Genomic DNA, 12,619 nt, shown 5'->3' on the forward strand with positions numbered 1-12,619 from the left:
CGTTATTGTTACCAATGGTTTTTTTGTCGAGCCAAGCATGTCCGGCGAGCGGACCTGGGATGGCTGACTCGAGGCTTTTGCTATTTGTGCAGCACGACTGAAATCATTTTTCCGTCCAAGTCCCCCGTGGGGTTGGCCGTATCCCTGGGGGCAACCTGCACGGAACTGATTTCCACGCGGCGATAGTGTTCGAACATCACACGCTGGTACTCCAGTGGCAGCAAGGTCCGGATGCAGAAAAGGGCGAGGCGCCCGCCATCATCGAGCAGCGACTGCGCGGCAAACTTAAGGAACCTGAGGTTTTCGTTGTCAACCGCCGCCATTTCATCGGCGAACGGATCGAAGAAAATCGCGGAATAACGCTGGCTGCTGGTGTCAAACTGCTGCCAGTAGCCGGGGTGCAACTGAATGTTCTTACGTACGCCCTTCCAGCGCTCGGCCTGGAGCAGCACCTGTGGGTGGGGCTCGACAATGGTATGGGACGCCGGGCCGAACTCCTGCAGGATGCTGGCCGAGATGCCCATGCCGAAGCCGATTTCCAGTAGCCGGTCATCAGGCGTGAGCTTGAGGTCCTCGACCATCCTGCGGATCAGTGGCCTCTCCCACTCATGCATGACGTACTCGTTGCCGATGCGCAGTGAATCGCCGGTGTAGACCGCCTCTGTCGCCAGATAGTCCTTGCGTTGCGGGTCCATGAACACTCCTTTCTCGTCAATCAGGGGTAGGTACGGCGATCACTCCAACAGGCAGACGGCATTACCGCACCAGTTTCAATTCGGGCCTGCCGACGAAGGCTTGCGCCGGCGTTACATTCGATTTCAGCAGCAGTGTCTGGAACCCGTCCTTGAACGGAACCCTGGCGAGGATCGCAATACTCAGCTCTTCGAGGTACAGCGAAAAGCCTTGGAGCATCTTCAATGGCAGACCGGCAAGTACGGCGTATGCGATTTCGAGCAGTAACTGGTCGAGATAGATCACCAGGGTCCTTTCGCTGTACCGGTGCAGAATCGCTTCCAGTTCGATGGCAAATACATGGTAGAGAGTGTTGAGGCTCTGGCTACCGTAGCGACCAGCATAGGAATCGAACAACCAATCCATCTTGCGAGCCCCATAGACCTGCTGCGGATCGTAGAACTCCTGCTCGAAGACCAGGGTCTGGATCCCCAAGCTGCCAGCCAGCGACAGGACCGGGACATAGCAGGTCGAGCACCCGGACAGAACTAGCAGGTCACCATGTGCGCACTGCAGCGTATGTAGGTGGTTTTGCAATAACTCCTCATCGAACTTCCTCGCACGGCGCATGAGAATCACGTTCATCTCATCGAACTCCTGAAGCCAGCCTCGCAGGCCGTCAATGCCTCGATATGCCGCGTACGGGTAGCGCCGACGATACAAGCGTCTACCTGCCGATGATGAAAGGCGTAGTGCAGCGCAGGCGCCAGCGGAATATCGCCGCCCGCCAGGCAATGCACGGCGTAGAGGCGGGATCGGGCCTTGATTTGGCGCAAGTAGCCGGCGTAGCTTGGGCATTGCATGTTCAGCAGGTTGACCGGCACCGCGGCGCCGGCGAACGATCGCTCTCTCAACACCTGCAGGAAGCCGGCGCTGGGGTGGAACCCCAGGAGAATTCGCGAGGCAATCGCAATGGCCGCCTCCATCTGTTGCAGGATCGCTTCGAGCAGCGCGTATTGCTGTTGCGCAAGCAGAATGTCCAGCCAGTCGCCCCCCAGGGTCACTAGGCCCGGCTGGCAGTAGTGGATGATATCGAGGTCTTCGGCTATCTGTTGCGCATCGGCGGCGAAAGTATATCCAGGAGCCGTGTAGTAGTACTCCGGGTTGGCCTGGATCTGACGGACACTGACGCCCTGCCCCGTTGCCTGCTCGGTGACTCGCAGCAAAAACCGCGAATGATAGATATGCCGCGTTCGTGCGCCCCCAGCCAAGGCATTGCTGACAGCCTTGGCTGTGGACCAGTCGCCGCTGGCCAGGCCCAGTCCGGATTTGGCCAGAACCCTGCGCGCGATCTCCTCGACCTGTTGCGCCGAGTAAGGACTGCCGTAACGTTTAAGAAACCCCCGGTCGCCCAAGTACAGAATCGGCTCATCCATGAGTCTTTCCTCGCTCCGGGCAATCAACTACCAGCTCGCCGAGCTCTATGTCATTTTCCAGTCGGCAACGATGATCCACCAGCACCAGGGTGTTACCGCTACGCTCGGCGTAAAGGTGCAACGCTTGCACACGCTCGGCCAACTGCTCCGCGCGCAAAGCACTGAACGGCTCGTCCAGCAACAACAGATGATGGTGGTCCTCCGGCAACGCGCTCAGCCAAGTATCCAGCCAGCCGCTTGCCCCGGGTTCACCGCCGAGCAGCGCCTGGGAATTACTGTCCAGGTAATAGCAGTTTGATGTCATGGCCTGCACCATGCCCGCCTCTTCGATGATCACGTCGGTGATACCGGCCACGCCCTTGAGGTAATCGCTCTTGCCAGAACCGGAGTGCCCCGATAGCGAATACAACCGGCTCCGTTCCAGGCTCAGGGCACGATAGGCATGTTGAGCAATAAAGGGAGCAATGCTCAGGCTTTGCCCAGCAATCGCCACGACCACCGAGCTTTTGGGCCGGGCAAAATGCTGCAGACGCTCCACCGACACCGACTGCGACTTGAAACCTGTGACGGCCAAAAACACATTGGCCAGATCGGAACGCACCAGTAACAAAGCCGTGACCGCGAGCACAAAAGCCGAATCGCTGGGCCGGTAGAGCCAGCCCATCAGGACCACCAGAATAATCACTAGGTCGCTGAGCAAAGTGCAACTGGCTGCCGTGACGGTACGGGTGATAACACTGCGCATGCGAGTGGTGTAGAAATGCCTCACCCCCTCGACTATCGTCCCCCGCTGAGTGAGCGCTAGCCAATCTCCCATGCGTTCAAAACCCACGCCACCGGCCCGGGAAATAGAAAACGTCACATGGGCCGAGCGCAATAGGGAGTCAAATCCCTTAACGCTTTCCACCCGGGTCCGATATAGCTCGTTGATCGAAAGCCGGTACAACCCCGCCAGCAAGCCGCTGAACAGCAGCGCCACCGCGATGCCGAACAGGCCGAACCCCATCCACAAGGCCACGCCATTGCACAGCAATAGCGCGATAATCCAGGCAATGTCGTGGGCATACCAGGCAATACGTTCGAATGTCGTGGTGACGTCGCGAGAAACCACCTGCAGCGCATCGGCCAGGCCAGTGACCCGAATGTCTCGCAAGCCATCGGTGAACAAGCGGGAAAAGCGGCTGCGCAACAGATTCTCGATAAACAGCCCGGCAGCGATTCCTGCCCCTACCCCGACCACGGCATACAACAGAACCTGCCAAGGCGAGAAGCCTGCCTCTGGTAGCGTCAGGTTGGCGGCATAACTCATCATCAGCGCCGGCACCATCAACATCAGCACACCCCAGCCACAATACTTGAACAGATCGCCGAGACTGAAGCGATCCAGTGCCCGGCAGTTAGCCGGCACCGTCGAAGCCGTCCGCTCACTAACCTGCACGGGTGAGCCTTTGCGCTGCGCTATCGCTCTTGCTGCCGATGGGCTGAAGCTTACCCAGGACAGGCACTCCAAGGCGTCTTTCACTGCCAGCGCGGCCGCAGCGTCCAACGCCGAGAGGTCGTGGTCGATATTCAGGGTTCCGTCCTGGGCACGGGCCAGAAACACCCCGCGCAGCAGTTGCAGGCGCAGGCGTTGTCCGGCAGAGAGATTGCTCCCGTCCAGCTCGATGGGCAGCTGCAGGACCTGCTGTGGGTTCGGCCCCAGCTCGGGTACCAGCCGGAAAGCGCCCAGCAAGGCGTGCAGGTCCTCGCGCTGGCTCTCCAGCGGGCCAGGAATCAGTTCGACCAGCTTCGCAGGCCAGACCGGCCAGTCGGCATCGAACTCGATCACGCCCCGGGCCAGATCGGCGGCGGCGGGTCGCAGCACCGAATGCCTGGAGGAATTCTGATACAGACCATTGAGTGCTTCCAGAGAGCGGCCGATGGCCTTGTAACTCACATAGGATCGGGGCAGCGCTAGCACCGACGCCAGCAACGGGATGCTCAGCCAGAAAATCGCCCCTTCCCAGACCGTGGCCGATTCCGAGGTGCCCAGCAGCCCCAGCAACACAAAGGGAATCAAGCGACCGAAACCGATGATGTAGCTGTCGGCACCACGCAACAGAGTATCCAGGTTGCGCAGGCAGCGTTCGCCCCCCAGTGTCCGCTCGATGCTCTGCAAGACCGTCCGGTCGGCGAACTGCTTGAGCCACGGGCCTTTACGCAACCATGCCGAACACCGTTCGATACGCTGCGCCGCCATATCCATGATCCGCTGGTAGTTGCGGTCTGAGAGCCAGGACAGCAGATAGGAAAGCGGCAGGAACACACCGATCACCGCAACCGCCCAGAAACCTGCCGTGCCAAAGACCAACAACGCCAGCAGGATTGAAAGCAGCAGGAAAACCGGAATAGCCAACAGGTTAACGCTAGCACCGATGCCATCGAGAATGACGCTGAAATCCCGCGAAACCACCCGCTCCAGCACCGACACATCTACACGGGGCTGCATCTTGCGCGCCAGAAGGCGCTCGAACTCGCGGCATAACGTCAGGGAGATGTAGCGTTCCAGATTGAGCTCGCTCACCATCAGCAAAAAACCGCTGATGGCCAAGAACGCCAGGAGCACGGTGTCCGTCAGTACAATATCGACGATGCCTTGGGCCGCCACCAGTGTGCTCAGCTTGTAGATGAACAACAGCGGCACGGCGTATTGCAACAACGACACCCATACATAAGCGCCGACCGCCCAGGGCGCAAGGCTGAAGGCCAGGCCGAAAAAGCCGTCGGCGAAAGCTCGCTCTTCGGAGCGAGCGAACGGCTGATAGCGTAATGTCGGCGTAAAACAGTACATCCACTTCACGACAGCGCCTCCTCGCAGTACACCCGACCAGGCTCCAGGGCCTGTACACGCAGCAGGCAGTCTTGGATTTTCTGCAGATCATAATAGTGGGCGGGAATCTTCCGGCACTCACAGTAACGGGCCACCCATTCCTCCAGACTCCACGAACTTACCGGCCCCACCCCCAGGAAGCGGCTCAAGGACAAGATGTCGAACCACACACTGCGCTGCAGGGAATGAGTCTCCAAGTCGAGGATGCGCACGCCATCCACGGTAACGAGCAGATGCTCCGACTTGCAGTCACCGACGCTGATGCATTGCAGGTCGAACGGCGGCAAACGGCAGCGCGACGACAGGCAGGGATCGAGAAACTCAGGGGTACTGCGGTGCCCCATGACCCGCTGGATATTCGCAAGGGCCGTGGCATGCATCGCCGCGTAGGCCGCGATCACTTCAGGCAGGTCGGCCGGACCGGGCAAACGCCCTTGAAGAGACTCCAGCACGAGTACCTGGTGCCGCGCATCCTGACAGCGCATGCCTGCGATCGGCCCCGAGCGGAACAGCAAGTATCCGCTGGCTTCGGCGGTATAGGCCGCCTCATCGAAATAACGTTTGATCACCACCTGCTCGCCCGAGGCCATGCACACGCCCGAGCAGACCAGGGACTTCACCGACTGGCCAAGTACCCGCAGAACCTGATAACGCTCGGCCAACAGCTCGGCAAGCGCCTGTCGCTGCTGCTGTACCTGAGCTGCGCCGAGGAGTTCGAGATGCACATGCTCAAAGGCTCTTTGCCGGCTCATGGCGCAGTCACCAGGGACAGCTCATAACTGCGCAAGGCACGTCCATAGTCCACTTGCTCGTTGTAATACTCGAGCCAGAACGCCAGTGGGCTGTCATAGCGATCGCAGACATACCACTGCGATGCCGACAGGTTGAGCAGCTCCCATATCTGCAACTCGCCGAGAACCAGCTTGCAGAAATCGCCATGGTCGACACGGATGCCGTAGGGATAACGCTTGATCGCCCCCTCGCCTTCGTCCGGCACCTCGATGAACTCGACCCTGGACACATCCAGCACCCACTGTTGACCGGCGCCGTCGTCCCGGATCAATTGCAGCACCGCACGGCACGGACTAACGGGGCGCCCCAGGTAGTTGCTCTGGGCCATCAGGACCTGGCCGTAGCGAGTAATCAGCCAGGTCCTGGCCATTTCGTCGAGATGGGCCTTGATCCGCTGTGTATCAAGAGAGACCGTCTGGCGTCGCCCTTTCGGTGGGCAGGGCCCTACCTGTTCCTCGGATGCGCAGATCCAGCCAGCCGGTTCGCCAGGCCGAGCCGGCGCCACGTCAAAGCTTTCGCCGGGTGTCAGTGAGTGCACCGCCCGCAACAAAGACAGTTCGCTACAGATCTGCGCAAGTTCGAGGTTCGACCAGGGGTGATGCGTCTTGCCAAAGGGATCGCGATATCCATTGCCCGCGAGGAGCAGGGTCGGCACCTGGTTCAGTCGGCGCATCGGTCTATGTACGATTTCGTCCAGCAGACGCAAGCCGGACAGCCGGGTGTAGCGTTGGTCCGGCACCGGCAACAGGTTGTCCAGGCCAATCGGCCCTTGCGTCCCGCTGCACTGGAAATTATTGGTCACAACCATCACCTGGGGCCAGGCAACGGCTCCATTATTGACATCGGCAAAGTAGGCGTCGGCGATTCGGGTGTCGGACTGGATGAACACCGCCTCGCGGCCCTGATGCTCGACATGCAGCGACGCTACCCGGCTGTCCCAGAACAGTACCTCGGTGAAGGGCATGTAGAAGCGCAGCCTCAGCGAGCCGATAACGAACTCTGCCTGAGTATCGACCCGCCGCACCTCGTAACCGCATGCACGGACAATCGCCTCGGCCGCGCCGGGAAACAGTTCCGGGACATAGACCACTTTGCGCTTGAGCAAATGCCCGCAGTCCGACGACAGACGGCGCAAGGAGGCCGGGTGAAAGTGCTGCAGGTGCTCGGTGGTCAAGACAATGCCATCCACCGCCGGCATACGCTGCAGATCGACGTTGCGCGCCGGGATTATCGCAAACTGCCGGTCAGTATCGGAACCGAAGCCACCACCCAGCACCGGGTCAATCAACACATGGCAATCACCAGCCTGCAGTGACCAGCTTTCGTGGCCGATCATCGTCAGTTGCATGGGCACACCTCAAGATTGCGCATGCTGCGCCAGATGATTTTCGCCAAGAGCTCAGGGCTGCCGTTCTCGCCGTAATAGCTGTAGAAGAACGGGATCAGGCCATCGAAGATGCCGGTCTCAAACCAGGACTGGACCGAAACGCCGACGATGTCCCAGACCTGCAGGTCCCCTTCGACCATGCCGATGAAGTCCACCAAGGGCAGGCATACTCCAAAGGGATACAGCCCCACCAGCGATTCGAGCTGGTTATGCGCCTCAGCCTCGAACTGGCCGCTGATCAGATTCAGTGCATAGCTGTCCTGACGCCCCAGGGCATGGGCGACAAAACTGAAAACGATTCTTTTCGGCCCGAGCTTGCACCCGTTGTAGTGAGACATCGCCAACACCTTGCGTCCGGTGATAAACAACATCAGGCTTTTCGCCAGGCGTTGCAGCTCGGCTTGCGCACGTCGCAGCAACTCTTCATACGCCTCGGCGTCCTGCACGTCCGGGCGTACCGATGCGACCACCTCGACGGTCTTGCGGGCATCGATGAACTGGTCCAGCTCCCCCATTAGCAAGTTGTGCTGCACCTTATCCACCTGAACCCAGTCGATAACCGCCTGAGGCCTGGGATCAGTGTCCAGGGAAAAGGCTTCGCCTGGCAGCAGGCCGACAATATTGGTGTCCAGGCTGAGCTGATTGGCCAAGCGGCTCAATGTCGGCTGATCGGAAAACGGGAAAGCGGCGAAAGCGCCCAGGCGCTTGATGAACCCACCGCCGCAAAGGGCGATGTTCTCGGGTTGCACCGGAAAATCGTCCATGTAGCTGGTCAGCACGGCGCTGAGCACACCAATCCCCAACGGACCGACTTTACGGTTGCTGTCACTCGCGTTCTTGCCCCAGTTTTCCAGGGACTGAAAGGCTCCTGGAGGCGATACCCTAGAGTTGTTCGAGACGATCACCAGCCTGGGCGGTACCAGTCGTCCTGCGACGATATCGGTCTTGAACACTTCGGACACCAGGGCATCCACAGCAATGAAGATGCCACCGCTCGACTGCTCGGCCTCCTCGATATGCACCTGGGTGACCCGGCTTTCCCAGAAGGCAGTCTTCGGATCCGCCGGGTAGAAGCGTAGGCTCAAGTCGCCGACCCGCATTTGATCGGTGTCGTTGACTTGCATAAGGGTGAACCCGAGGTCACGGATGCATTGTTTGACCGGTTCAACAATGGTCGCCCCCACCACAAACCGGGCGGAACGTGGTAACAGATTCAGCGACTTGATATCGAAATGATCGGAATGTTCGTGACTGAGGAAAATCAGGTCTATATCGGAAAGTGCGGCGGCATCGACGGTACGCGGCGGATAGATCTCGATCCGGTGCTCGTCGACTAGCCCGAAGTCTTCACATAACAGCGGGTCAATCAGGATCCTTGTACTTCCATGTTCCACTAGCCACGTTTGATGGCCGATAAAGATCGCCCTCATGTCCACCTCCCTGATCGACAACTGAATACTCAGTACCCAAAAAATGAAAAAGCAAGAAAGGACTTTCTTGCTTTTTCGGGGTCAGTTCAACGGTGGTACGCGCAGCTCGCAGCCTTGGTTTCGGAAACACGGGTCTTGGACTTCTTGATGGCATCGCTCAAGACCTGCAACTCTTCCTTGCTGAAGAATACTTTCTCTACGTCTTGATGATTGGGTGCGGTCGCACCTTTCTGGATATTCTGGTTCATGGCTTGCTCCTTGTCTAAGTGTTTACAGGTATGCCAAAAGGGTAATGGCACTTGCAAAAGCCGAGTCGCGGATAGGCAGCGACATGCCAACACTAGAACCCCGGTAGGGTGCCCGCAATGGAAAATGACCGGCAACAGCATCTTTGGGAAACGTCCGACAAGAAGGCGAGAACTCTAGTTTTCCGGCGCAAATACACATCACAAAGCTTGTCTAAGTGCGTGAACAGAAGCAGAAGGGCTCTTGCATCAATGGGCGTCTCGAGTTGAGCGAATTCAAACGCAAAAAAGGGTCGCGGCGCCATTGGCGTCGCGACCCTTTTTTGTGCCTTCAGCACAAGCCCTGGCGGGCGGCCTCATTCTTTGCCTGTACACGGTTGGTGACATCCAACTTGCCGTAGATGTTGCGCAGATGAAATTTAACCGTGGCTTCAGAGGTGGCGCGAATCTGGCTGATTTCCCAGACGGTCTTGCCCTCGGAGGCCCATCGCAGGATTTCCAGCTCGGTGGAAGTCAGGGGCTTGCCGGACAAGCTCATGCGTTTTCTGATAGCCGTCGGCACGATAACCAACGGGCGATACGTCTCCTCGGGGCCACTCATTGTTCTCTCCTTATATCTGCTGATGCGCTGCCATCTTTCGGATTCCTCCCATTGACAGATGGCATAAACATTGACGCCGAACAGAGAGTTACATAAAGAGTGGAATCAAAGCGCACAGCACCGAACAAACAGCTTTGCCCTACAAATAATTAAGTTTCTTCCCACAGCAACTTCCAACTTGCCAGGGTTGAACATTCAGTTATCTATGCTTAGTCATCCAGCCCTGGAAAGCGGGTGGCAATCGCATCACCGGTCAAGGAGGGCACAACGCCTCGGGCTGTGTTGAACAAACGCAGTGTCACACAGTGCGGGTTTTCGCCGATGTCGAACCAGTGCGGTACACCGGCCGGGATGATCAGCAAGTCATTCTTCTCACAGCGCAAGCTGTACACATAGTCGCCTATGTGCAGCGTAAACAGCCCCTGGCCTGCGATGAAGAAACGCACTTCATCTTCACTGTAGGTACGTTCATCCAGGAACTGTGCGCGTAACTCGTCTTTCTGTGGATGGTCGTGGGTCACGCTGACCACTTCAACAGCGGCGTAGCCCAGAGCATCGATCTGCGCCTGGTACGCGGCGATCATCTGCGTCGCACTGGCGCCCTTCTCGATTGGGCTTGGCTGCCAGCGCTCGAACCGCACACCGTGCTCGGCCAGGGTCGACTGGATGTCGTCGGCATGGGTCAACACTTTGTTCGGGGTGTCCGGGGTGGCGATGGAGTAGACGGCTACATAGCTCATTGCACGGTTCCTTGGTTCGGCTCTTGCAATCGAAGGCCAATGATAATGGCGGCGGCCAGGGCCGCGAGGCTGGCGATACTGAACGTGAAGGTTGGCCCCAGCAGGTTCCAACTGTAACCGGAATACAGGGCGCCGAGCGCGCCGCCGGTGCCGGCCAGCGCGGCATAAAGGGCCTGGCCCTGGCCTTGCTGGCGGTCACCGAAGCTGCGTTGCACAAAGGCAATCGCAGCCGCGTGGAAGCTGCCGAACGTGGCGGCGTGCATCAACTGCGCCACCAGCAGCAGCCAGAAAACCTCGGCAAATGAACCCAGCAGCCACCAGCGCAGCGCCGCCAGCAAGAAGCTGGCGAGCAGCACCCGGCGCACCGAAAAGCGCGCAAGAATACGGCTCATGGCCAGGAACATCAGCACTTCCGCCACCACCCCCAGCGCCCACAGCAGGCCGATCACGCCACGGCTGTAGCCCAAATGCTCCAGGTGCAGGGTGAGGAAGGTGTAATACGGGCCATGGCTCATTTGCATCAGCGCCACGCAGGCATAAAACGCCAGCACGCCGGGGCTGCGCAATTGCTTGAGAAAGCCATCGCCAGCCAGGCGGTTGCCGTGGCTGGCCGGCTGCGCGTTCGGTACCCACAGGCTGGCGCCGATGATGCCGGCCATGATCACCACGACCACCACCGGGTAAATATCCAGGCTCAGCCAATCGAACAGGCGCCCCATGACCACCACAGTAAGGATGAAACCAATGGAGCCCCACAGACGGATCTGGCTGTAGCGCGAGGTTTGCTTGTGCAGGTGGGCCAGGGTGATGACTTCGAACTGCGGCAGCACCGCGTGCCAGAAGAACGCGTGCAGGGCCATCACCAGCGCCAGCCAGGCGTAGGTCTTGCTGACAAAAATCAGGCAGAAGCTGGCCAGGGTGCACACCGCGCCGAATCGCACAATGGCCAGGCGCCGGCCGGTGTAGTCGCCGATCCAGCCCCACAGGTTGGGGGCCACGCAGCGCATCAGCATGGGGATGGCCACCAGCTCGCCGATGCGCGCGCTGGAGAAACCGAGGTGATCGAAGTACAGCGCCAGGAACGGCGCGGTCGCCCCCAGCAGGGCGAAATAGAAGAGGTAGAAGCTGGAGAGGCGCCAGTATGGGAGCGGTGGGAGCATGTTATTGGGGCTGCTGCGCAGCCCAGCGCGAGCAAGCTCGCTCGCCACAACAAGCTCGCTCATTGCCCCAGGCGATCACAGTTGGCCCAGTATCGGGGTACTCACGCGCACATCGGCATTTTGCCCGCGGTTGCGCAGCAGATGGTCCATCAACACGATGGCCATCATGGCTTCGGCAATCGGTGTGGCGCGGATGCCGACGCACGGGTCGTGGCGGCCCTTGGTGATCACATCCACCGGGTTGCCGTGCACATCGATCGAACGGCCAGGCGTGGTAATGCTCGACGTGGCCTTGAGCGCCAGGTGCGCCACGATCGGCTGGCCGGAAGAAATACCGCCGAGGATGCCGCCCGCGTTGTTGCTGAGGAAACCTTCAGGGGTCATCTCATCGCGATGCTCGGTACCGCGCTGGGATACGCAGGCGAAGCCGGCGCCGATTTCCACGCCTTTCACCGCGTTGATGCTCATCAACGCATGGGCCAGTTCGGCGTCGAGGCGATCAAAGATCGGCTCACCCAGGCCCGGTTTCACGCCTTCGGCCACCACGGTGATCTTCGCGCCGACCGAGTCCTGGTCGCGGCGCAACTGGTCCATGTAGGCCTCCAGTTCCGGCACCTTGTCCGGGTCGGGGCAGAAGAAGGCGTTGTCTTCGACGCTGTCCCACGTCTTGAACGGGATTTCAATCGGGCCCAACTGGCTCATGTAGCCTCGGATGACGATGCCCTGGGTAGCCAGGTATTTCTTGGCGATGGCGCCAGCGGCCACGCGCATGGCGGTTTCACGCGCCGAGCTGCGGCCACCGCCACGGTAGTCGCGTTCGCCGTATTTGTGGTGGTAGGTGTAGTCGGCATGGGCCGGGCGGAACAGGTCCTTGATCGCCGAGTAGTCCTTGGACTTCTGGTCTGTGTTACGAATCAACAGGCCAATGGCGCAGCCCGTGGTGCGACCTTCGAACACTCCGGAGAGGATTTCGACTTCGTCCGGTTCCTGGCGCTGGGTGGTGTGGCGGCTGGTGCCGGGCTTGCGGCGGTCGAGGTCGCGCTGCAGGTCGTCCAGGCTCAGCTCCAGGCCTGGCGGACAGCCGTCGACAATGGCGACCAACGCCGGGCCATGGCTTTCGCCCGCGGTGGTGACAGTGAACAGCTTGCCGAAGGTATTGCCGGACATGCAGGGCGCTCCGTGAAATCAGTTGAATCAAGTCAACCGTAATAACTTAAGGCGGCCAGTATACGCAGGCTAACCGACTAGTTCATCCTCGAAACCTTACCGGTAGACATTGGTCCAACC

General features: G+C 59.6%; 12 protein-coding genes. All 12 read right to left on the reverse strand.

Annotation, left to right across the window (positions count from 1 at the left end; genetic code table 11):
* Positions 1–80 precede the first annotated feature (80 nt).
* Positions 81–695, reverse strand: coding sequence for a class I SAM-dependent methyltransferase (locus CLM72_RS18820; RefSeq protein ID WP_105227500.1), 615 nt, complete (start codon positions 693–695; stop codon positions 81–83).
* Positions 696–756: 61 nt separating this feature from the next.
* Positions 757–1,317: a hypothetical protein gene (locus CLM72_RS18825; protein WP_105227502.1), complete on the reverse strand. Its 561-nt coding sequence runs from the start codon at positions 1,315–1,317 to the stop codon at positions 757–759.
* On the reverse strand, positions 1,314–2,108 hold the full coding sequence (locus CLM72_RS18830; RefSeq protein ID WP_054920468.1) for a hypothetical protein: 795 nt from the start codon (positions 2,106–2,108) through the stop codon (positions 1,314–1,316). Before CLM72_RS18830 ends, CLM72_RS18825 begins: the two co-directional genes overlap by 4 nt.
* On the reverse strand, positions 2,101–4,947 hold the full coding sequence (locus CLM72_RS18835; RefSeq protein ID WP_105227504.1) for an ABC transporter ATP-binding protein: 2,847 nt from the start codon (positions 4,945–4,947) through the stop codon (positions 2,101–2,103). The genes CLM72_RS18830 and CLM72_RS18835 overlap by 8 nt, the downstream gene beginning before the upstream one ends.
* Positions 4,944–5,729 (reverse strand): hypothetical protein, encoded by a 786-nt coding sequence (locus tag CLM72_RS18840; RefSeq protein WP_105227506.1) that lies wholly within the window; start codon positions 5,727–5,729, stop codon positions 4,944–4,946. The genes CLM72_RS18835 and CLM72_RS18840 overlap by 4 nt, the downstream gene beginning before the upstream one ends.
* Entirely contained in the window at positions 5,726–7,117 is a 1,392-nt protein-coding gene (locus CLM72_RS18845) for an MBL fold metallo-hydrolase (protein ID WP_105227508.1), read from the reverse strand. Before CLM72_RS18845 ends, CLM72_RS18840 begins: the two co-directional genes overlap by 4 nt.
* A complete protein-coding gene (locus tag CLM72_RS18850; protein ID WP_105227510.1) occupies positions 7,108–8,586 on the reverse strand; it encodes an MBL fold metallo-hydrolase in 1,479 nt (492 codons plus the stop codon). The genes CLM72_RS18845 and CLM72_RS18850 overlap by 10 nt, the downstream gene beginning before the upstream one ends.
* 86 nt (positions 8,587–8,672) lie before the next feature.
* Entirely contained in the window at positions 8,673–8,834 is a 162-nt protein-coding gene (locus tag CLM72_RS28800) for a hypothetical protein (RefSeq protein ID WP_158688694.1), read from the reverse strand.
* A gap of 328 nt (positions 8,835–9,162) precedes the next feature.
* Entirely contained in the window at positions 9,163–9,432 is a 270-nt protein-coding gene (locus CLM72_RS18855) for a response regulator transcription factor (protein ID WP_054896323.1), read from the reverse strand.
* 209 nt (positions 9,433–9,641) lie between these two features.
* Positions 9,642–10,172, reverse strand: a complete 531-nt coding sequence (locus CLM72_RS18860) for an acireductone dioxygenase (protein WP_105227512.1) — start codon at positions 10,170–10,172, stop codon at positions 9,642–9,644.
* Positions 10,169–11,332, reverse strand: coding sequence for an MFS transporter (locus CLM72_RS18865; protein ID WP_034126374.1), 1,164 nt, complete (start codon positions 11,330–11,332; stop codon positions 10,169–10,171). The genes CLM72_RS18860 and CLM72_RS18865 overlap by 4 nt, the downstream gene beginning before the upstream one ends.
* Positions 11,333–11,407: 75 nt before the next feature.
* Positions 11,408–12,499, reverse strand: coding sequence for a chorismate synthase (aroC, locus tag CLM72_RS18870; RefSeq protein ID WP_003192786.1), 1,092 nt, complete (start codon positions 12,497–12,499; stop codon positions 11,408–11,410).
* Positions 12,500–12,619: the final 120 nt, after the last annotated feature.

Source organism: Pseudomonas sp. MYb193 (assembly GCF_002966775.1).
Classification (GTDB): Bacteria; Pseudomonadota; Gammaproteobacteria; order Pseudomonadales; family Pseudomonadaceae; genus Aquipseudomonas; species Aquipseudomonas paracarnis.

Excerpts from the sequence above, each read along its gene's own strand:
- CLM72_RS18820 (WP_105227500.1), bottom strand. The coding sequence starts at position 695 with ATGGACCCGCAACGCAAGGACTATCTGGCGACAGAGGCGGTCTACACC.
- CLM72_RS18825 (WP_105227502.1), bottom strand. The coding sequence starts at position 1,317 with ATGAACGTGATTCTCATGCGCCGTGCGAGGAAGTTCGATGAGGAGTTA.
- CLM72_RS18830 (WP_054920468.1), bottom strand. The coding sequence starts at position 2,108 with ATGGATGAGCCGATTCTGTACTTGGGCGACCGGGGGTTTCTTAAACGT.
- CLM72_RS18840 (WP_105227506.1), bottom strand. The coding sequence starts at position 5,729 with ATGAGCCGGCAAAGAGCCTTTGAGCATGTGCATCTCGAACTCCTCGGC.
- CLM72_RS18845 (WP_105227508.1), bottom strand. The coding sequence starts at position 7,117 with ATGCAACTGACGATGATCGGCCACGAAAGCTGGTCACTGCAGGCTGGT.
- CLM72_RS18850 (WP_105227510.1), bottom strand. The coding sequence starts at position 8,586 with ATGAGGGCGATCTTTATCGGCCATCAAACGTGGCTAGTGGAACATGGA.
- CLM72_RS28800 (WP_158688694.1), bottom strand. The coding sequence starts at position 8,834 with ATGAACCAGAATATCCAGAAAGGTGCGACCGCACCCAATCATCAAGAC.
- CLM72_RS18855 (WP_054896323.1), bottom strand. The coding sequence starts at position 9,432 with ATGAGTGGCCCCGAGGAGACGTATCGCCCGTTGGTTATCGTGCCGACG.
- CLM72_RS18860 (WP_105227512.1), bottom strand. The coding sequence starts at position 10,172 with ATGAGCTATGTAGCCGTCTACTCCATCGCCACCCCGGACACCCCGAAC.
- CLM72_RS18865 (WP_034126374.1), bottom strand. The coding sequence starts at position 11,332 with ATGCTCCCACCGCTCCCATACTGGCGCCTCTCCAGCTTCTACCTCTTC.
- aroC (WP_003192786.1), bottom strand. The coding sequence starts at position 12,499 with ATGTCCGGCAATACCTTCGGCAAGCTGTTCACTGTCACCACCGCGGGC.